Source organism: Variovorax sp. TLI9-5A (assembly GCF_056867935.1).
In genome coordinates this window covers 2,716,064-2,735,831 of record NZ_CP200310.1, presented here as the reverse complement: position 1 = coordinate 2,735,831, position 19,768 = coordinate 2,716,064, and the positions used below count along the sequence as shown (strand labels likewise).

The 19,768-nt window shown below is 67.6% G+C and carries 19 protein-coding genes; 3 read left to right on the top strand and 16 right to left on the bottom strand.

Annotated features, from left to right (window positions below; genetic code table 11):
• Positions 1–73 precede the first annotated feature (73 nt).
• From AC1VNX_RS13090 to AC1VNX_RS13060, 7 genes are all read right to left on the bottom strand, one after another.
• The gene (locus AC1VNX_RS13090; protein ID WP_483157070.1) at positions 74–1,072 is read right to left on the bottom strand and encodes a 2-hydroxyacid dehydrogenase; all 999 of its coding nucleotides are present in this window, start codon (positions 1,070–1,072) and stop codon (positions 74–76) included.
• Between the two features lie 5 nt (positions 1,073–1,077).
• Positions 1,078–2,031, bottom strand: a complete 954-nt coding sequence (locus AC1VNX_RS13085; protein ID WP_483157069.1) for a sugar kinase — start codon at positions 2,029–2,031, stop codon at positions 1,078–1,080.
• A gap of 13 nt (positions 2,032–2,044) precedes the next feature.
• Positions 2,045–2,788: a sugar phosphate isomerase/epimerase family protein gene (locus AC1VNX_RS13080; RefSeq protein WP_483157068.1), complete on the bottom strand. Its 744-nt coding sequence runs from the start codon at positions 2,786–2,788 to the stop codon at positions 2,045–2,047.
• A complete protein-coding gene (locus AC1VNX_RS13075; protein ID WP_301510640.1) occupies positions 2,788–3,543 on the bottom strand; it encodes an amino acid ABC transporter ATP-binding protein in 756 nt (251 codons plus the stop codon). The genes AC1VNX_RS13080 and AC1VNX_RS13075 overlap by 1 nt, the downstream gene beginning before the upstream one ends.
• A gap of 25 nt (positions 3,544–3,568) precedes the next feature.
• Positions 3,569–4,366: a transporter substrate-binding domain-containing protein gene (locus AC1VNX_RS13070; protein WP_483157067.1), complete on the bottom strand. Its 798-nt coding sequence runs from the start codon at positions 4,364–4,366 to the stop codon at positions 3,569–3,571.
• 62 nt (positions 4,367–4,428) lie between these two features.
• A complete protein-coding gene (locus AC1VNX_RS13065) occupies positions 4,429–5,082 on the bottom strand; it encodes an amino acid ABC transporter permease (protein WP_483157066.1) in 654 nt (217 codons plus the stop codon).
• Positions 5,083–5,109: 27 nt separating this feature from the next.
• Entirely contained in the window at positions 5,110–5,781 is a 672-nt protein-coding gene (locus AC1VNX_RS13060) for an amino acid ABC transporter permease (protein WP_483157065.1), read from the bottom strand.
• Between the two features lie 143 nt (positions 5,782–5,924).
• Here AC1VNX_RS13060 and AC1VNX_RS13055 point away from each other — a divergent pair, with 143 nt between their 5' ends.
• Positions 5,925–7,631 (top strand): hypothetical protein, encoded by a 1,707-nt coding sequence (locus AC1VNX_RS13055; protein WP_483157064.1) that lies wholly within the window; start codon positions 5,925–5,927, stop codon positions 7,629–7,631.
• Here AC1VNX_RS13055 and AC1VNX_RS13050 read toward each other — a convergent pair.
• Positions 7,579–7,965 carry a hypothetical protein gene (locus AC1VNX_RS13050; RefSeq protein ID WP_483157063.1) on the bottom strand — a complete coding sequence of 129 codons (387 nt, stop codon included), beginning with the start codon at positions 7,963–7,965 and terminating at the stop codon, positions 7,579–7,581. The two genes, AC1VNX_RS13055 and AC1VNX_RS13050, sit on opposite strands and share 53 nt — an antisense overlap.
• A gap of 342 nt (positions 7,966–8,307) precedes the next feature.
• On the opposite strand from AC1VNX_RS13050, the gene AC1VNX_RS13045 reads away from it, so the two are divergent.
• Complete coding sequence (locus tag AC1VNX_RS13045) at positions 8,308–9,054, top strand: metallophosphoesterase family protein (protein ID WP_483157062.1); 747 nt, start codon at positions 8,308–8,310, stop codon at positions 9,052–9,054.
• Between the two features lie 7 nt (positions 9,055–9,061).
• Here the strand turns inward: AC1VNX_RS13045 and AC1VNX_RS13040 are convergent, their stop codons facing one another.
• The 3 genes from AC1VNX_RS13040 to AC1VNX_RS13030 all read right to left on the bottom strand — a co-directional run bounded on the left by AC1VNX_RS13040 (position 9,062) and on the right by AC1VNX_RS13030 (position 11,703).
• Positions 9,062–9,598: a cysteine hydrolase family protein gene (locus tag AC1VNX_RS13040; protein WP_483157061.1), complete on the bottom strand. Its 537-nt coding sequence runs from the start codon at positions 9,596–9,598 to the stop codon at positions 9,062–9,064.
• Between the two features lie 23 nt (positions 9,599–9,621).
• Positions 9,622–10,038, bottom strand: a complete 417-nt coding sequence (locus tag AC1VNX_RS13035; RefSeq protein WP_483157060.1) for a hypothetical protein — start codon at positions 10,036–10,038, stop codon at positions 9,622–9,624.
• Positions 10,039–10,107: 69 nt separating this feature from the next.
• Complete coding sequence (locus tag AC1VNX_RS13030) at positions 10,108–11,703, bottom strand: esterase/lipase family protein (protein WP_483157059.1); 1,596 nt, start codon at positions 11,701–11,703, stop codon at positions 10,108–10,110.
• A gap of 198 nt (positions 11,704–11,901) precedes the next feature.
• On the opposite strand from AC1VNX_RS13030, the gene AC1VNX_RS13025 reads away from it, so the two are divergent.
• Positions 11,902–13,023, top strand: coding sequence for an MBL fold metallo-hydrolase (locus AC1VNX_RS13025; RefSeq protein ID WP_483157058.1), 1,122 nt, complete (start codon positions 11,902–11,904; stop codon positions 13,021–13,023).
• A gap of 31 nt (positions 13,024–13,054) precedes the next feature.
• On the opposite strand, the gene AC1VNX_RS13020 is transcribed toward AC1VNX_RS13025, so the two are convergent.
• Genes AC1VNX_RS13020 through AC1VNX_RS13000 form a run of 5 tightly spaced genes read right to left on the bottom strand, consistent with a single transcriptional unit; the run spans position 13,055 to position 19,766 of the window.
• Positions 13,055–13,246: a hypothetical protein gene (locus AC1VNX_RS13020; RefSeq protein WP_126021757.1), complete on the bottom strand. Its 192-nt coding sequence runs from the start codon at positions 13,244–13,246 to the stop codon at positions 13,055–13,057.
• A 2-nt stretch (positions 13,247–13,248) separates the two neighbouring features.
• On the bottom strand, positions 13,249–15,645 hold the full coding sequence (gene parC, locus AC1VNX_RS13015; RefSeq protein WP_483157057.1) for a DNA topoisomerase IV subunit A: 2,397 nt from the start codon (positions 15,643–15,645) through the stop codon (positions 13,249–13,251).
• A 44-nt stretch (positions 15,646–15,689) separates the two neighbouring features.
• Positions 15,690–16,811, bottom strand: a complete 1,122-nt coding sequence (locus AC1VNX_RS13010) for a Kelch repeat-containing protein (protein WP_483157056.1) — start codon at positions 16,809–16,811, stop codon at positions 15,690–15,692.
• 24 nt (positions 16,812–16,835) lie between these two features.
• Positions 16,836–17,744 (bottom strand): lytic transglycosylase domain-containing protein, encoded by a 909-nt coding sequence (locus AC1VNX_RS13005; RefSeq protein ID WP_483157055.1) that lies wholly within the window; start codon positions 17,742–17,744, stop codon positions 16,836–16,838.
• Between the two features lie 24 nt (positions 17,745–17,768).
• Complete coding sequence (locus tag AC1VNX_RS13000; protein ID WP_483157054.1) at positions 17,769–19,766, bottom strand: DNA topoisomerase IV subunit B; 1,998 nt, start codon at positions 19,764–19,766, stop codon at positions 17,769–17,771.
• Between the last annotated feature and the right edge of the window lie 2 nt (positions 19,767–19,768).

Here is a 19,768-nt window from a genome sequence, read left to right as displayed (position 1 = left end):
GCAACGTTTGCGCGAAGACCCCTACCCTCACCCCAACCCTCTCCCCAAGGGGAGAGGGGGCAAGACAGGACGCTCATGCGGCTGCGGTGTCGTACGGCGCCGTCGGCTTCTCGCCCGCCAGCACCTGCAACAGATTCGTCGTCGCCAGCTCGGCCATCGCGTGTCGCGTCTCGTGCGTTGCCGAGCCGATGTGCGGCAGCGGCGTCACGCGCAGGTGGGTGCGCAGCGGCGAATCGGCGGGCAGCGGTTCCTTCGCGAACACGTCGAGGCCGGCGGCGCGCAGCGTGCCGTGGTCGAGCGCATGCAGCAGCGCCTCTTCGTTCACCGTGGCGCCACGGCCACCGTTGATGAAGGACGCACCGGGCTTCATGCGCGCGAAGAAGGCGGCGTCGATCATGCCGCGCGTGGCCTCGGTCAGCGGCAGCATGGCGAGGACGATGTCAGAACGCGCGAGCAGGTCGTCCAGCGGCGCGTGCGTGGCGCGGCCCTGCAGCTCGGGCGCCTGCGCGGCCAGGTCGACCGGCCGGCGCGCGTGGTACAGCACCGGCATGCCGAAGCCCAAGGCGGCGCGTCGTGCCACGGCCTGCCCGATGCGGCCGAAACCGAGGATGCCCAGCGTCTTGCCGTGCACGTCGGTGCCGAAGAGCTCCTCGCCGATGTTCTTCGTCCAGCGGCCCTCGCGCACCATGGTCGAGAGCTCGACCACGCGGCGCTGCGTGGCCATGAGGATCGCGAACACCGTGTCGGCCACCGTCTCGGTGAGCACGTCGGGCGTGTGGCACAGCACAATGCCGCGCCTGTGCAGCTCGGCCAGCGGGTAGTTGTCGACGCCGACCGAGACGCTCGAAATCACTTCGAGCTGCGGCGCGGCATCGAGCAGCGCGGCATCGACCGTGTGGCTGGAGCCGATCAACCCGTGCGCGGTGCGCAGCGCGGCGGCGAAGGCCTCGGGCTCCTTGCGCGGATCGGCCACGGTGACGTTGTGCGCGGCCTGCAGGCGTGCCAGTTGGTCTTCGGGCAGCGGCCGGAAGACGAGGATGTTCTTCTTCTGCATGTTCGACGTGTTCGCCATGGCGCTCAGAGCCCCGCTTCTTCGAGTTGAGCCCGCGTCGGCAGGCCCTCTGTGTCGCCCAGTACCTGCACGGCGCGCGCGCCGATCCATGCGCCGCGGCGCACGGCGTCGGGCACGCTGCGGCCTTCGAGCAATGCGCTCACCACGCCGGCCGCGAAGCCGTCGCCCGCACCCACGGTGTCGATCACTTCCTTCACCGGAAAGCCGTCCACGCGGCCGGTGCCGGCCACGTCGCTGTCGTAGTAAGCGCCCTCGGCGCCGAGCTTCACCACCACCAGCTTCGCGCCGCGCTCGCGGTAGAACTTAGCCACGTCTTCCGGTTTGCCGTGGCCGGTGAGCAGCAGCCCCTCTTCGATGCCGGGCAGCACCCAGTCGGCGCGCGAGGCGAGTTCGTTGACCCAGTGGCGCATGGTCTCGGTGGACGACCACAGCGTGGGGCGCAGGTTGGTGTCGAAGGAAATGGTGCGGCCCGCGGCGCGCATCACTTCCATGCTCTTGAGCGCGGCCTGCAGGCTGGTGTCGGAGATGGCGGCGAACACGCCGGTGGCGTGCAGGTGGCGCGCCGAGCGCAGCCATGCCTCGTCGACGTCGGCCGGGCCCATGTGGCTCGCGGCCGAGCCCTTGCGGTGGTATTCGATCGGCGGGTCGCTGCCGTCGGTGACGCGGCCCTTGAACTGGAAGCCGGTGCGCTGCGTCGCGTCGGTGATGACGTGCGAGCAGTCGATGCCCTCGGCGCGCATCGCTGCCAGCAATGCGCGGCCCATCGAGTCGGTGCCGAGCCGGCTGGCCCAGCCCACCTTGAGGCCCAGGCGCGACAGGCCGATGGCCACGTTGGTCTCGGCACCGGCGGTGCGCTTGTGGAAGGACTGCGCGTCTTCCAGCGGGCCGGGCCGGTCGGCCACGAGCAGCAGCATGGCCTCGCCGAAGAGCGCGACGTCGAAGGCGGCGGGTTCTGTCATCTGTTTTTCGTCCCTATGCGCGCGCGGCGCGGATGAAGTCGATCTGTGCGCGGGTGACGGCCAGCAGGTCGTCGCCCACCAGAGGGTATTCGATGGCGTGCGGCACGTCGGCCGGCAGCGCGCGCAGCACCGAGCGCCACGGCGCGACCGAGTCGCCCAGCGGCACCGCCGCCCACTTGTGGGGCAGGCGCTGCGCACCTTTGCAGTGCACGTAGCGCACGCGGTGGCCGAGCGCCAGCGCGGCCTGCAGCGGGCATTCGCCGAGCCAGTGCCAGTTGCCCATGTCGAAGGTCATGCCGAGCGTCAGGCCGGCGCGGTCGGCCACGTCGAAGAAGGTCTGCAGCGCGGGCAGCGTGCCGGCGCGCACTGTCTGGTCGTTCTCGATCAGGAGTTCGACGCGGGTTTCGGCAAGCTCCACCTTCAGGCCCCAGAGCGAGCCATGCGACGAGGGCTGAAAGCCGCCGATGGACATCTTCAGCCGCTTCGCGCCCACGCGCGTGGCGGCAGCGATGCCGCGCTTGAGCGCGGCGCTGTCGAGCCAGCCGCCTTCGGCCCACAGGCCTTCGGGGCTGGAGTACACCGATGCCAGTCCGTTCAGCGCGGGCAGTTCCGCGTCGGCGTCGCGCAGCATCTCTCCACGCACTTCCACCGAATCGGCGCCTGCGGCACGCGCAAGCTGCGAGCACCAGAGCTGGCCGTGCCGGCCCACCTCGGCCGCACCGAAGGACGACAGAGAAATCAGGACCTCGAAGGACATCAGTGGCCTTGGTGCGAACTGAGGATCTGGCCGAGGAACTGGCGCGTGCGCTCGTCCTTGGGGTTGCCGAAGAACTCCTGCGGCGGCGCCTGCTCGACGATCTTGCCCTCGGCCATGAAGATCACGCGGTCGGCCACGCTGCGGGCAAAGCCCATCTCGTGCGTCACGCACAGCATGGTCATGCCGTCTTCGGCCAGGCCGATCATGGTGTCGAGCACTTCCTTGACCATCTCGGGGTCGAGCGCGGAGGTGGGCTCGTCGAACAGCATGATCTTGGGCGCCATGCACAGCGCCCGCGCGATCGCCACGCGCTGCTGCTGGCCGCCCGAGAGCTGGCTGGGGTACTTGCCGGCCTGCTCGGGAATGCGCACGCGCGTGAGGTACTTCATCGCCACCTCTTCGGCTTGCGCCTTCGTCATGCCGCGCGAGCGCATCGGCGCGAGCGTGCAGTTCTCGAGGATGGTGAGGTGCGGGAACAGGTTGAACTGCTGGAACACCATGCCGACTTCGGCACGCACGGCATCGACATTCTTGCCGCCGGCCGTGAGGTCGATGCCGTCGACCACGATGCGGCCCTTCTGCACCGTCTCCAGACGGTTGATGCAGCGGATCAGCGTGGACTTGCCCGAGCCCGAGGGCCCGCAGATCACGATGCGCTCGCCCTGGCGCACCGACAGGTCGATGCCGGTCAACACCTGGAATTCACCGTACCACTTGTTGACCGCTTCCATGCGGATGATCGATTCCGTCGTCATGCCAGGATTTCCTTCAGCCCGCGTCTCAGTTCATTTTCGGCAGGTCGGCCTGCAGCCACTTCTGGTAGAGCTTGTTCAGCTCGCCATTGGCGGTGTTCTTCTGCACGAACTCGTTCACCGCCTTGGTCAGCTCTTCCTGGCCGGGACGCATCGCGATGCCCATCGACTGCTGCACCAGCGTGAACTTGTTTTCGAAGGTGTTGGCCGGCACGCGCTTGGCGATCTGCGCCGCCACGGTAACCGAGCAGCCGATGGCGTCGACCTGGCCCGAGATCAGCGCCTGCATGGCCGAGGCGTCGTCGTCGAAGCGGCGAATTTCGGTGCCTTCGGGCGCGGCCTTGGTCACGGCCACGTCCTGCGTCGAGGCGCGGGCCACGCCCACGCGCAGGCCCTTCAGGTCGCCTGCGGCCTTGATGGGGGTCTTGGTCGCGCCGTACAGCACGATGGTGGCGGCCGCGTAGGGCTGCGAGAACTGCACCTGCTTGGCGCGCTCGGGCGTCACTGCCAGCGAGGCCACCAGCAGGTCGACCTTGTTGGTCAGCAGGAAGGGAATGCGGTTCGGGCCCGTCACGGGAACGATGTTGGCCTTCACGCCCCAGTCCTTGGCCAGCAGCTTCGCCACGTCGGCGTCGTAGCCGTCGGGCTGGTTCTGCGCATTGGTGGTGCCGTAGGGCGGAAAGTCGACCAGCATGCCGATGGTGATCTCGCCCTTCTTCTTGATGTCGGCCACGCTCTGCGCCGAGGCGAAGGGAGCGAACACGGTGAGGGCGGCGCCGAGGCCGAGAGCGGCGAGCGCGACACGGCGGGAGGTGGTACGGGTCATTGGGTATGTCTCCTGGATGATGAAAGGAAGGACGGGAAAGAAAAAACGAAAGAGCAAAGGGGTCAGCGTGCGAGTGCCCGGGCGCGCTTGCGCTCCATGCTTGCGGCCAGCAGCGACAGCGGCCAGCAGATCGCGAAGTAGATGGCGGCCACCACCGAGAACACGATGAGCGGCTGGAAGGTGGCGTTGTTGACGATCTGCCCCGCGCGCGTGACCTCGACGAAACCGATGATGGCCGCCAGCGAGGTGCCCTTGATGATCTGCACCAGGTAGCCCACCGTGGGCGCCAGCGCGATCTTGAAGGCCTGCGGCAGCACCACGTCGCGCATGCGGTCGACGTACTTGAGGTTCAGGGCCAGCGCCGCCTCCCACTGGCCGCGCGGAATGGCCTCGATGCAGCCGCGCCAGATCTCGCCGAGGAAGGCGCCGCTGTTGAGGATGAGCGCCACGCCCGCGGCGACCCACGGGTTGATGTCCAGCCCCAGCACCGGCGCGCCGAAGAACACCAGGAACAGCTGCAGCAGCAGCGGCGTGCCTTGGAAGATCTGGATGAAGGTGGTCGAAGCTCCGCGTGCCCACGCCGATTCCGACGTGCGCATCAGCGCGAGGGCCAGGCCCAGGATCGCGCCGCCCACGAAGGCGATGGCCGACAGCGCGAGCGTCCACTTGGCCGCTTCGAGGATGAAAAGGAATTCGGGAAAGCCGAAGGTGCGCATGGTGTCTGCTCCGTCCGTGGTCTGGGTTTACCGGCGGTCCGGGTAGTTGAGCGTGCGCTTGTAGATCAGCTTGAACATGGCCGAGAAGGCCAGCGCCAACGCCAGGTAGATGGCGGCCACGACGATGTAGATCTCGAAGCTGCGGAAGGTCTGCGACTGCAGGTTGGCGGCCACCGAGGTCAGGTCGTCGGCCGAGATGACCGACACCACCGCCGAGCTCAGCATCAGCAGGATGAACTGGCTCGTGAGCGCCGGGTAGATGGCCTTGAGCGCCGGCTTGATGATGACGAAGCGGAAGATTTCCCAGGGCTTGAGATTGAGCGCCCTGCCCGCCTCGATCTGCCCCTTGGGAATCGACTCGATGCCCGCGCGGATGATTTCCGTGGCGTAGGCGCCCAGGTTCACCACCATGGCCACCAGCGCGGCCGTCTGCGGCGACCAGCGCAGCCCGATGGCCGGCAGCGCGAAGAAGAAAAAGAACAGCTGCACGAGGAATGGCGTGTTGCGGATCACCTCGATGTAGGCATTGACGATGAAGCGCAGCCAGCCCGGCCCCGAGGTCTTGCCCCAGGCGCAGAAGATCGCCACCACCAGCCCCAGCACGGTAGCGACCAGCGAGAGCTGGATCGTGATCCACGTGCCCTTGAGCAGCAGCGGCCAGGCGGCGAAGACGGCGTCGAATTGAAACTGGTAGTTCATGGTGGGCTGGCCCTGAAGCTGCGCGGCGCGGACGCGCGCAGACCCTGAAAGCAATGCTTGCAGCTTATATGAAACCGGTTTCAGAAACGCATAGGGATTCCCCTAGGTGGTCGTTTTGCCTCACCTTCTGCCTACTCAATTCCATGCTGACCCCACCCACGGCCGACACGCCCGCAGAGGCGAATGCGCTCCCCACAGCCACAGCCACAGGCACGGCTGCGCCCACCGTGCGCCACTTCAGGCAGGCGCTGCTGTGGCCCCTGCGGCTGATGCCGGCACCGCACGCCGGGCACCATCACGCGCCCTGGCATGTGCTGCGCGAGATGGGCGACTCATCGCCCTGGCGCGAGGAGGTCGACGAATACACCGGCGACAGCAGCCGCTTCCATGAACGGCACTACAACGAGTTCGTGAGCTTCCTGCCGTACGTGCAGCGCTTCCTGTACGGAGAGGGCCGCTCGCGCGGCAACGGCACAGGCGGCGACGGCGATTCGCCGATGCGCATCTTCCGCCGCCACGACGTGGCCGCCGTGCGCCTCGTGTCGAAGCCGGGCGATGCGCCGGTCACGCTCGACGTGATCCATTGCGACCTGTACTTCTTCTTCGATATCGACGTGGTACTGCTCAACCTCGAAGTCGGCGCGAACGACCTGAGCCTCGCGCAGGCGCAGGACGTCCTCTACCGCTTCGGCCGCGCCTACCCCTCGGGCTGGGAGGCCGACGGCTCGGCGCTGCACTGCATGGCCAGCGTCGAATGGCTGGGCGCCGACGGCCGCGTGCTCGCGAGTTCCGACGCGCAGCAGCGCGAGGCCTTTCTCTCGCATGTGGCGCAGCACCGCGCGCCGCGCATCGCCGCGCACTGGGCCCATCTGATGCAACCGCTGGTGAGCGACCATTCCGAAGATGCGGGCGTGCTGCGCTACCGGCAGATCGAGTACTACCGCATGCCGGTGATGGCCTACCTGTCACTGGACGACCCGCGCCGCCTCACGCGCGACGACTTCGTGCGGCTCGCCCTCGTGACCGGCGCGGGCGCTACCGATGCCCACCTGCCCTACGCCGAGCACCATCTCGCCGACTTCGAGCACAAGTACTGCTACGACCGCTTCTGGGTGAACGCGGGCGCCGCGCCCAACACGCGCTACCTGTGCAACGGCCACGCGCTCATCGTGGTGGGCGACGCGCGCTCCGAGTTCTTCTGCTGCCGCGACCGCGGCGTGCTCGCGCAGTTCAGGCACCAGCACTTCCTGCTGTTCCTCATCGCGCACTTCCAGAAGGCCTCGCTGCTGATGTTCTCCGACCAGCTGGTGGAGGCGCTCAAGCGGCTGGACATCCGCAGCACGCCGAGCGTGAAGCAGTTCAAGCGCGCCATCCGTGCGAGCTTCGAGCGCTTTTTGCGCTTCACGCACCGCTACTGGTTCCACGAGATCTCCGAGCAGGCGCAGGTGCGTGCCCTCTCCCACATGTGCGCCACGCACCTCGGGCTCGATCCGCTCTACGACGAAGTCAAGGCACGCATCGCCGACATGAACACCTACCTCGACGCCGACAGCCTGCGCCGCCAGGCCGCCACCGTGGTGCGGCTCACCGTGGTCACGCTCTTCGGCCTCATCGGCACCATCACGACGGGCTTCCTCGGCATGAACCTGCTGGCCGAGGCCGAGGCGCCGCTGTGGCGCAAGGCCGTGTGGTTCGGCGTGGTGTTCGTGGCGACGACCTGGCTCACGATCTACACGATGGTGAAGTCGCAGCGGCTCTCCGACTTCATCGATGCGCTGTCGAACGACAGGCTAGGGTTCAGGGGCAAGCTGGCGGCGCTGGCGAAGGTGTGGCGGCCTGGGGCGGATTGACTGATTTCCCCAGAGCATCGCGCAAGGAAGCGATCGTGCTGTCCGCAGCGTCGATTCGCCGTTGCAACTCCTCATTGACCAGGCGGAACAGCGCGCCGAATTCGGATCGCGTCGGGTAGATCTCCTCGCGCTCGTTCACCTGCATCGGAACGACGAGCTTTTCGAGGCACACATAGGCGCTGTGCACCTGGCGAATGCCCTCGACGTCGTCGCCTGCCTGCAGGGCAGCCGACTCGGCATTTGAATTTGCATTCGAATGGGGAGGAACCGGCTTCGGTGTCGAGGCGGTATCGGTTTTCGGCGCGTGCTTGAGCACGCGAGCAGACTTGGTCACGGACGACCTCCAGAGGTTGCGATTTGCAAAAACCGCTGCTCTCGCTGTCAAACGAGGGCGGCAGCTCGGACGGGTTGACAGACCGGGCAACCTCTTGCGAGAAACCGGCAGGGCGCGAGCCCTCCCATCCGAGCCGCCAAAACTGGAGGCGCGAACGAAAAAGCCGGAGGTCCTGCGGAAACTGCGGCTCACGTCGCAGAGATTGCTTCAGGCTGTCAAACCCGATCACGCCTTGCTCGGCGTGACGGGCGCAGTATAGCCACGCAGTTGGCTCGCGGCTGTGTGGCTCGGCATTGGTGTTCGTGGCGACGACTCGGTTCGCGATTCCCTCAGAATCGGCGCATGCGCATTGCCATCGTCTCGGACATCCACGGAAACCTTCCCGCACTCGAAGCCGTCGTCGAGGACATCGGCCGCCGCAGCGTCGATGTCGTCGTCAACCTGGGCGACAGCCTCTCCGGCCCGCTGATGCCGCTGGAAACCGCACGTTTCCTGATGGCGCAGGACTGGATTCATCTCGCGGGCAACCACGAGCGCCAGGTGCTCACCCTGCCTGCAGGCAAGCGCGGCGCATCGGACGAATTCGCCCACGCACGGCTCGGTCCGCAGGAGTTCGCGTGGATGGCTTCGCTCGAACACAGCCTGCGATTGAACCCCGACGTGCTGCTGTGCCACGGCACGCCGGACAGCGACCTGCACTACTTCCTGGAGACGGTCGAGCCAACGCTGCTTCGACCGGCCACGATGCCCGAGATCGATGCAAGGCTCGGCACGGTCGATGCGCAGGTGCGGCTCGTCGCCTGCGGGCACACGCACGTGCCGCGCGTGGTTCGCGCTTCGGGCGGGCAGCTGATCGTCAATCCGGGCAGCGTCGGGCTGCAGGCTTATGACGACATCCACCCGCATCCGCACATCGTCGAGACGGGCTCGCCCGATGCGCGCTATGCCGTCGTCGAGCGACTGGCCAACGGAGATTGGACTTCGACGCTGGTCTCGGTGCCCTACGACCACGCGAGCATGGCGGCGCTTGCGATGGCCAATGGCAGGCCGGATTGGGCGAGCGCCCTCGTCACCGGCCGGATGCCCTGAGCCCTACTCAGTCGCTGAACGCGACTTCCGCGCTGGCCACCGCGCGGATCGGCACGCCGAAGCTCGTGATGTCCGACAGCGTGGCGTTGTGATGTTCGCGGATCTGAGCGCCCGTGGCGTGCTGCTTGTCGTGCGAAGTGTGCGCATCGGCCGCGAGCACCACGTGGTAGCCGAGCGCGGCGGCGCGGCGCACTGTCGTGTCCACGCAGAACTCCGATGAGTAGCCGCAGACCACCACGCGCTTCACGCCGTGCTCCGAGAGCCAGGCTTCCAGCGGTGTGCGCAGAAAGGAATCGGGCGTGGTCTTGCGGATGCGCGCGTCGCGCGAGTCGGTGTTCAGCGCGCTGGCGAGCTGCCAGCGCTCGGAGTCGAATTCGAGGTCGACCGCGTTCTCGTGCTGGATGAAGGCCACCGGCACGCCGGCCGCGCGGGCACGCTCGGTGAGCGCGTTGATGCGCTGCATCACCTCGTTGGCCTCATGAGGGCGCGGCGGATCGTCGCAAAGGCCACGCTGGACGTCGATGACGAGAACGGCAGTTTTCATGGAATCGATCAGGCAGGAGGAGATCAGAAGGAGGCGAGGTTCTTCACCGACCAGAGGATGGCGCCCGCCAGCAGCGTACAGATCAGCGCGACGACAGCGCTGGCGCCAAAGGAGGTACCGATGCCGATCTGGAAGCCCAGCGTGTAAGCCACGAAAAGCCCCGCGAGCACGGCGACGGCCGGCCAGCCTTCGATGTGGTGGATGCCCGTGCCGCTCGAGAAGCTCACGAAGGCCAGCAGGGCCAGCGCCACGAACAGCGACGCATAGAAGACGGACTTGAAGGATTCGCCCAGTGTCGGCGAGCTGCCCGCGACGACCTGCGCCGACACCTTGACCACCACGGTGACGACCAGCAGCAGCGCGCAGACGGCCACCGTGAGCTTCAGCGGCGTCATGAACGCGAAGAACAGGACTGCGCCGATGAACAGCAGGTAGTGCATGGGCCGCGATTGTGTACCAACGGGCCTGACCTGCAGCCTGCCCAGCCCTAGGTGCTTACTCCAAGGCGTCTACTCCCAGGCGCTCACCTCCAGCCGCACCTTGCCGCTGATGCCGGGCGCGGCAGGCGCGGCGCCAAGGCTCGACAGCGGCACCACGAACTGCAGCTTGCCGCCGGCCAGCTGCTTCGGGCTCATGGGCAGCGAGGCGCGGCCGGCGGTGTCGGTCTGCCAGCCGTACTTGACGTTCCAGTTCTGCGCCGGGTCGTCGGGCTGCGGCGGCGCCATCTCGATGATGAGCGTGTCGCGAAAGAGCGAGCTGCCCTCGTAGTGGCCGTCGAGCCAGAACTTGTTGTTGACCTGGTAGTCGGGCACGCGCACGCCCAGCGTCATGGCGTAGGCCAGCGTCGGGCGGTCCTGCTTCACGCGGGCCCGGTTGGCGAGGAACACGGTCGAGAGATAGATGGAGCGGCGGTCGGCCTTGGCCGGATCGGTCAGCTCCTTGTGCGTGCGGCAGGCGGGCGAGTCTTCCTCGGCGATGCGACGGCTCAGGTACCAGCGCTTGCCGCGCGGCGCGGCCAGCAGTTCGACCTGGTAGAGCGCATCGACGTCCGCGTCCTTGGGCAGGTCGGGCGGCAACGTGACGCTTTCGACGTCGAACCACAGGTCGACCCGCACGTCGCCGAACAGGAAGCGCGTGAGGTTCTGGTAGGCCTCTTCGGAATTGACGATGCCGAAGTAGCCCGAGTGCGAGGGGTAGGTGTAGGCGGTGGCCACCGGCTGCGTCTTGCCGGCGCCATCGACGGCCCAGAGCGACGCGTTCTCGATGCGCACGAGGCCGTCGCTACCGTGGCCCGCGAACATGCGCGAGAGGCCCTTGGCGGTCTCGTAGTCACCGCGGTTGGTGCCGACCATGCAGAAGAAGCGCTCTGGCGGGAAGGCTGCCGCCGGCAAGTAGTCCATGCGGCCGTTGACTGGCGCAGTGGCCAGGAACTCGGACATCTTGTCGCGGTTGAAGGTGTTCATCTCGTTCACGGTGAGCCAGGCTGGCACGTTGATGCCGCCCATGTCGATGCCGTTGTGCGGCGTGGCGTAGGTGAACACCTTATCGACGCAGGCGCGCGCCTTGGCGTCGCCGAGCGCAGGGTTCTGCAGGAAGGCGCGCACCACCAGCCCGCCCATGGAATGCGCGACGAGGTAGCAGCGGAAGTCGTCGGGCGTGAAGCCCGAGGGGCCCTCGCGCTGCACCACGAGGTCGCGCACGCGCAGGATCAGCTGGCTCAGGCCCTGCGCGTACACCTTGACGTCTTTCGCCTTGCCGTCGCCCAGCAGTTCGGAGCCCGAGTCGTAGTAGCGGTAGATGATGACCGAGGCCGAGGGAATGCCGTCGACGTCGTTGCCGTTGGCGTCGGGCGAGGGCTTCCAGTCGGGGTCGAGGATGTCCAGGCCGTTCTGGTAGACGCTCTGGTACTGGAAGTCGGCCAGCAGCCGCACCATCGGCGATTCGAAAACGAACTTCTGCGCCGGCGCTTCCTTCTTCACGGTGGCGCGATACACGGTGGAGCCGATGTTGAAGCCGCAGAACGGATCGGCCGCAGTCTCGTCGCGCTCCGACTCGGTCATGGCGTAGCCGCGCACGTAGATGATGGGGTAGCGGTTGGTGCTCATGGATCTTCAGCCTCCTCAGGTCCGGTGAAACCGATGAAGTCCGGCAGTTTGCCGGGCCCAGGCTGCGCCCGCCATACGGCGCATGGCATAGCTCCGGAATGCCCCTCCTGCCCGAATGTTTCTATCGCCGAAACCATTGAAACACGCGCCTTCGATAGTCTCCGGCCATCCGACAAACACAATCCAGAAGGCTCTCCCATGGCTGAAGACCCGGGCTCGCAAGGCTCCTACCTGCCTCAACTCCTGCGCCGCGGCACAGCGCTCGCCGCGGCCGGCTGTGCCTTCGTCGCTGGCTGCAGCGCCGCCGGCGGCGGCGAAACGCGCTACGAGAACTCGCCCCAGTTCAAGGACGGCGGCTTCCACAACATGGCCAACCCCGACCTGCCCGCGCAGGCCAGCGCGTGGCGCATCTGGTCGCGCTTCATCGTGGGCAGCAAGGTCGACACGGTGCCGGTCGATCCCATCCCCGTGAAGCCGCTGGACAAGCCCGCCCTCGACGCGCTCGACACGAAGACCAATCACGTGGTGCGCCTTGGCCATTCGTCGCACCTGCTGAAGCTGCGCGACAAGTACTGGCTGATCGACCCGGTGTTCAGCGACCGCGCCTCGCCCGTGCAGTGGGCCGGGCCGAAGCGTTTCCACAAGACGCCGATCGCGCTGGAGGAGCTGCCGCCCATCGAGGGCGTGATCCTCTCGCACGACCACTACGACCACCTCGACGTGGCGACCATCGAGTACCTCTCGAAGGACGTGAAGCGCTACTTCGTGCCGCTGGGCGTGCGCTCACGGCTGGTGGCGATGGGCGTGCCGGCCGAGCGCGTGACCGAGCTCGACTGGTGGCAGTCCGCCGAGCACGACGGCGTGAAGCTCAGCGCCACGCCCGCGCAGCACTTCTCGGGCCGCACGCTGGGCGACCGCGACCGCACGCTGTGGGCCTCATGGGTGGTGCAAAGCGGCGACCAGCGCATCTTCTACAGCGGCGACTCGGGCTACTTCCCGGGCTTCAAGCAGATCGGCGAGCGCTTCGGCGGCTTCGACATCGCGCTGATGGAAAACGGCGCCTACGACAGCATGTGGCCCGCCGTGCACATGACGCCCGAACAGAGCGTTCAGGCTTTCGAAGACCTGCGCGGCAAGGTGTTCTTCTCGGTGCACAACAGCACCTTCGACCTCGCCTTCCACAACTGGCACGACCCGCTGGACCGCATCGCGGCCCTCACGGAGGCCAGGAAGATCGAGCTGGCCACGCCGGTGATCGGCGAGGTGGTGACGGTGGGCGCCGCGCGGACCAACACGCGGTGGTGGGTCGGTCTGCGCTGACCGGCCCCGCCATTCCGATACCCCGATCAGCTCAGTCGCCGCGTTCCTTGCGTTCGCGCGCGCGCCGCACCTGGCGCGTCTCGTTGGCCTGCGCGGCGACGCGATCCTTCTCGCGCTTCTTCAGCATGCGCTTCTCGCGCATGCGCCGGCCCAGCACATAGCTGCCGATGCCGGTGACCACGGCAATGAAGATGCCGATGACGCTGATGTCGATGCCGCCCATGGCTACTGCACCCGCACGATGCTCGCGGGCTTGAAGCCCAGGTCGGCCGCCTTGCCCTTGCGCGCGCGGCTGCCGCGTGCGTTGTTGAGCGTGCGGATCTCCAGCGTTTCCTCGCGCTCCTTGCCGCCTCGGCCGATGCCTTCGATCTTCACGCTGCGCGTGTAGGCGGCGGCGCCGGCCAGGGTGTCCTTGGCTTCCAGGTCGATCAGCGTGAGGCCGCGCCCGCCCTTGGGCAAGCTCTTGAGTTCGGTGATGTCGAAGGTCAGGATGCGCCCGCCCGTCGAGGCGCAGGCCACGTGCGTGGCGGCCGGCATCGGCTCGGCGCCGCTCGCGCCGCCCACCAGCGACGGCCGGCACAGCTGCTCGCCCTCGCCCACGTCGATGAAGGCCTTGCCGCCGCGCTGGCGCGACATCATGTTCTCGACCGTGGCGATGAAGCCGTAGCCGCCGGTGTTGGCCAGCAGCAGGCTCGCGCCCACCGGGCCCGCGAAGAAGTGCGTGACGTGCGTGCCGGCGTCCAGGTCGATGAGCGTGGTGACCGGCTGGCCGTCGCCGCGGCCGCCCGGCAGCGAGGCCACGGGCACGGTGTAGACGCGCACGCTCTTGTCCTTGGCGCTGCCGAAGACCAGCAGCGTGTCGACGCTGCGGCATTCGAAGGCGCCGTAGAGCGCGTCGCCCGACTTGAAGCTGTATTCGGGCGCCGTGCCGTTTCCGTTGCCGGCCGCCTTCTCGCTGGCCCAGCCCTTCTGCGCGCGGACCCAGCCCTTCTGCGACACGATGACGGTGACGGGTTCGTCGACCACCTTCACCTCGGCCACGGCGCGCTTCTCGGCCTGGATCAGCGTGCGGCGCGAGTCTTCGAAGGTCTTGGCGTCGGCTTCGATTTCCTTCACCAGCAGGCGGCGCAGCGCGGCGGGGCTGGCGAGGATGTCTTCGAGCTTCTTCTGATCTTCGCGCAGCTCCTTCAGCTGCTGCTCGATCTTGATGGCTTCGAGCCGCGCAAGCTGGCGCAGCCGGATTTCAAGGATGTCCTCGGCCTGCACCTCGCTGAGGTTGAAGCGCGCGATGAGCGCGGCCTTCGGGTCTTCGGCCGTGCGGATGATCGCGATCACCTCGTCGATGTTCAGCAGCACCAGCTGCCGGCCTTCGAGGATGTGGATGCGGTCCTGCACCTTGCCCAGGCGGAAGCGCGAGCGCTTCTCGACGGTGATCTCGCGGAACGCGATCCACTCGTTGAGCATCTGGCGCAGCGACTTCTGCGTGGGCTTGCCGTCGATGCCAACCATCGTGAGGTTGACCGGCGACGAGGTTTCGAGCGAAGTCTGCGCGAGCAGCGTGGTGATGAACTCTTCCTGGCTGATGCGCGAGGTCTTGGGCTCGAACACCAGGCGCACGGCGGCGTCCTTGCTCGATTCGTCGCGCACCACGTCGAGCACCGACAGCATCGCGGCCTTGAGCTGCGTCTGGTCCGCGCTCAGCGCCTTCTTGCCGGCCTTGACCTTGGGGTTGGTGATTTCCTCGATTTCCTCGAGCACCTTCTGCGAGCTCACGCCCGGCGGCAGCTCGTTGACCACCAGCTGCCACTGGCCGCGCGCCAGCTCTTCGATCTTCCAGCGCGCGCGCACCTTGAGCGAGCCGCGGCCGGTGCGGTAGGCATCGGCGATGTCGGCGGCGCTGCTGATGATCTGCGCGCCGCCCGGGTAGTCGGGGCCGGGCACGATCGCGAAGAGCTCTTCCTCGCTGAGCTTGCCGTTCGACTTGATCAGCGCCACGCAGGCGTCGGCGATCTCGCGCAGGTTGTGGCTCGGGATTTCGGTGGCCAGGCCCACCGCGATGCCGCTCGCGCCATTGAGCAGCGTGAAAGGCAGCCGCGCGGGCAGCAGGCGCGGCTCTTCGGTGCTGCCGTCGTAGTTGGGAATGAAGTCGACCGTGCCCTCGTCGATCTCGTCGAGCAGCAGGCTGGTGATGCGCGCCAGCCGCGCTTCGGTGTAGCGCATGGCGGCTGCGCCGTCGCCGTCGCGGCTGCCGAAGTTGCCCTGGCCGTCGACCAGCGGATAGCGCTGCGAGAAGTCTTGCGCCATGCGCACCAGCGCGTCGTACGCGGCCTGGTCGCTGTGCGGGTGGAAGCGGCCGAGCACGTCGCCGACCACGCGCGCGCTCTTCACCGGCTTGGCGCCCACGGTGCCGTTGGTGCCGCCGAAGCCCAGGCCCATGCGCGACATCGAATACAGGATGCGGCGCTGCACCGGCTTCTGGCCGTCGGACACATCGGGCAGCGCGCGGCCCTTGACCACGCTCAGCGCGTATTCGAGGTAGGCGGTCTGGGCGTAGTCGGCGAGGGTCAGGGTCGTGTCGCCATCGGTGGGACCCTGGAGATCGAGCGGAGGTTGGGAATCCATGAAAGAGCTGGTGAGAAAAACTTTTGTTGTTGCTGGCTGCGCGGTCAGCCGAGGGTGAAGGCCTCGTGGACCGCGGACTGTACGGCGCCGCCGAGCACCGCGCCGCCGCCTGCCACGTAGATCCAGTCGCCGATGACGGCCGCGCCGACGGCGTGGCGCGGCGTGGTCATCGGGGCGTGTCGCTGCCAGGTGTCGTCCACGGGGTTGTAGCTTTCCATCTGGCCGAACACGCGGGCCTGGCGCGGCACGCCGTTGACGAGAATGCCGCCCTCCCCGCCCATGGCGAAGAAGCGGCCGCGATAAACCACGAGCCCATGGCCCGATCGCGCGGTGGGCAGCGGCGAGCGCAGCTCCCAGGTGTCGCGCGCGGGCAGGTAGACGTGGTGCAGGTCGGTGTTGTATTCGAAGGTGTTGAAGCGCCCGCCGATCACGTGGATCTGGCCGCCATGCGACACGCAGCCCACGTGGTCGCGCGCGCCGGGCAGCGGCTTGGCGGCAGACCAGCGGTCGGCCTTCGGGTCGTAGACCTCGTGCCAGCCCACGCTCGCGCGCTCCGCTGCGGGCTCGGATGCGCCGCCGATCAGGTGCAGCGCGCCATCGAGCATCACGGCAGCCGCTGCGCCACGCGGGCGCGGCAGCGGCGCGATGGTGCTCCAGCGGTTGGCGGCGATGTCGTAGACGTAGGCGTTGGTGTCGGAGCGCCGGTTCTGCTCGACGAAGCCGCCCAGCGCATAGACGCGTCCGCCATCGGCCGTCACCGCCACGTGGTTGGCGCCGCGCGGCAGCGGCGCGCCGTCGAGCCAGCGGTCGGCCTTCGGGTCGTAGATGTGGTGGTAGTCGCGGTTGACCTTGCCTTCGCCGTACCCGCCGACCACATGCATGCGCCCCATCGCGGCGGTGGCCCAGGCCATTTCGCTGCGCGGGATCGGCAATGCGGCGCGCGGCTCCCAGCGGCCCTGCGGTCCGGGCGGCGCCGGACTGTCGGTGAAGCGCTGGGCTTCCTGCTCGGGCGTCATGTGATGCGGCACGCCGCCCTGCAGCCGCGCATAGGGCTCGGCCGACGAGGGCACGGCCGGCAGCGTGTCGTGCGTGGCCGGGTGTTGCGCGCGTGCGGTGCCTGCCAGCGCGCAGGCGGCGGTCGCGAGAACGAAGCTTCGACGGTGCATGACGGCCCTCTCCTGCCTCATCGCTCAGGACAATGGCGCGGCCGGCGCATCCGCCGCGCCGGTCGGCACGGCCGAGGGCTCGGGAATGTCGGGCATGGTCGGCATGTTGCGCGGCGCGTCGGAGGGCATGTTGCCGCGGCCCAAGGCACCGCCCTGCGGCACCGTCAGCTCCATGCGGATGCGGCCCGGCGTCTTGCCGCCGCCGCGCGCGACGCCACTACCGCCGGCAGCAACGGAAGGCTTCAGGTACGCATAAAGCTGCAGCACGGTCTGCACGTAGTTCTGCGTTTCCTTGTAGTTCGGAATCTTGTTGCCCGCGCGCTGCACCGCGCCCTCGCCCGCGTTGTAGGCGGCCAGCGCGAGCTCGATCTGCCCCGGGAACATCGCGATCAGGTCGCGCAGGTAGCGCGAGCCGGCGGCGATGTTGATGCGCGGGTCGAACAGCTTCTTCTCGATGGTCGCGCGCTTGTCCGCCGCCACGCCGTAGCGCTGCGCGGTGGCGGGCATCAGCTGCATGAGGCCCATCGCGCCCTTGGGCGAGACCGCCTGCGCGTCGAAGCCAGACTCGGTGGCGATGAGCGCCTGCAGCAGCTCATAGTCGATGGCGTGCTTGCTCGACGCGTCCCGCAACGCCGACTTGGCGGTCTTGTAGCTCGGCGAGGCCTCGAACATGGCCAGCAGCGTCTGCGAGGCGGCCGGCACCTTGCCGTCGAGCTTGCCCACGCCGCGGCCCATCGGGGAAAGGCCGTTGGCGGTGTCAAAGCTCTGGCCGCCACGGAAGAAGATCTGGTAGCGCTCGTCGATCTTCTCGGAAGCGAAGTGCGCGTTGCCCTTGGCGTCGATGTAGCCGTAGATGTCGGCGGCGTGCGCTGGCCCCTGCTGCACGCAAAGCAACAGGACGATCAATGGCAACAAGCGCTTCAAAACCGACATGCGTGCGAATGGAAAAAGGAGGAATCAGACGTCGATATCGACGTCATCGGCGCGCAACTCCATGAGCTCGCGCCGCGCCGCCGCTTCGCCCTTGCCCATCAGCTTGGTGATTTCGCCCTGGGTGGACGTGAAATCGAACCGGCCCAATTGGACCTGCATCAGGCGCCGGGTGTCCGGATTGAGCGTGGTTTCCCACAATTGTTCCGCGCTCATTTCTCCCAGGCCCTTGAAGCGGCTGATGCTCCAGGCGCCTTCGCGCACGCCATCTTTACGAAGTTTGTCGAGCGTGGCGGTCAGTTCGCCTTCGTCCAGAGCATAGACCTTGGAGGCCGGTTTCTTGCCGCGCGCGGGGGCGTCGACCCGGAACAATGGCGGCTTCGCGACATACACGTGGCCGGCTTCGATGAGTTTCGGAAAATGCCGGAAGAACAGCGTGAGCAGCAGCACCTGGATGTGCGAGCCGTCCACGTCGGCATCGCTGAGGATGCAGATCTTGCCGTAGCGCAGGCCGCTCATGTCGGGCGTGTCGCCGGGGCCGTGCGGGTCGACGCCCACGGCCACCGAGATGTCGTGGATTTCGGTGTTGGCGAAGAGCCGGTCGCGCTCCACTTCCCAGGTGTTGAGCACCTTGCCGCGCAGCGGCAGGATGGCCTGGCTCTCCTTGTCGCGGCCCATCTTGGCGCTGCCGCCGGCCGAGTCGCCCTCGACCAGGAAGACCTCGTTGTGGCTGATGTCCTTGCTCTCGCAGTCGGTGAGCTTGCCGGGCAGCACGGCCACGCCGGAGCCTTTTCGCTTCTCGACCTTCTGGCCGGCGCGCTGGCGGGTCTGGGCGGCCTTGATGGCCAGCTCGGCGAGCTTGCGGCCGTAGTCGACGTGCTGGTTGAGCCACAGCTCCAGCGCGGGGCGCACGAAGCTGGACACGAGGCGCACCGCGTCGCGCGAATTCAGACGCTCCTTGATCTGGCCCTGGAACTGCGGGTCGAGCACCTTGGCGCTCAGCACGTAGGAGGCGCGCGCGAACACGTCCTCGGGCAGCAGCTTCACGCCCTTGGGCAGCAGCGAGTGCAGCTCGATGAAGCTCTTCACGGCGGTGAACAGGCCGTCGCGCAAGCCGCTTTCGTGCGTGCCGCCGGCGCTGGTGGGAATCAGGTTGACGTAGCTCTCGCGCACCGGCTGGCCTTCTTCGGTGAAGGCCACGGCCCAGTCGGCGCCCTCGCCCTCGGCGAAGTTGTCGGCGTTCTTGTCGGCATGGCCACCGCCTTCGAAGAGCGGAATGACCGGGTCGCCGTTGAGCGTCTGCATCAGGTAGTCGCTCAGGCCGCCCTTGTAGAGCCACTGCTGGCTTTCCTTGGTCTTCTCGTTCGTGAGCGTGACGCTCACGCCGGGCATCAGCACGGCCTTGCTGCGCAGCAGGTGGGTGAGCTCGCCCATGGGCAGCGCGGCGGTCTCGAAGTACTTGGCGTCGGGCCAGGCGCGCACGGTGGTGCCCTGCTTGCGTTCGCCGGCCTCGAGCTTGCGGACCTCCAGCGCCTCGATCACGTCGCCGCCGCTGAAGGCAAGCTTCGCGACCGAGCCCTCGCGGTGCGTGGCCACCTCGAGCCGCTTCGACAGCGCATTGGTCACCGACACGCCCACGCCGTGCAGGCCGCCCGAGAAGCTGTAGGCGCCGCCCGAGCCCTTGTCGAACTTGCCGCCGGCGTGCAGCCGGGTGTAGACCAGCTCGACCACGGGCGCCTTCTCTTCGGGATGCAGGCCGAAGGGAATGCCCCGGCCGTCGTCTTCCACGCTGACCGAGCCGTCGGTGTGCAGCGTGACCTTGATCTTCTTGCCGTGGCCCGCCAGCGCCTCGTCGGCGGCGTTGTCGAGCACTTCCTGGATGATGTGCAGCGGGTTGTCGGTGCGGGTGTACATGCCCGGGCGCTGCTTGACGGGCTCGAGGCCCTTGAGCACGCGGATGGAACCTTCCGAGTAGCCGGAGGATGCGGACGATGAGCTGGGGGAAGTCTTGGGGGGAGTCGCCATGG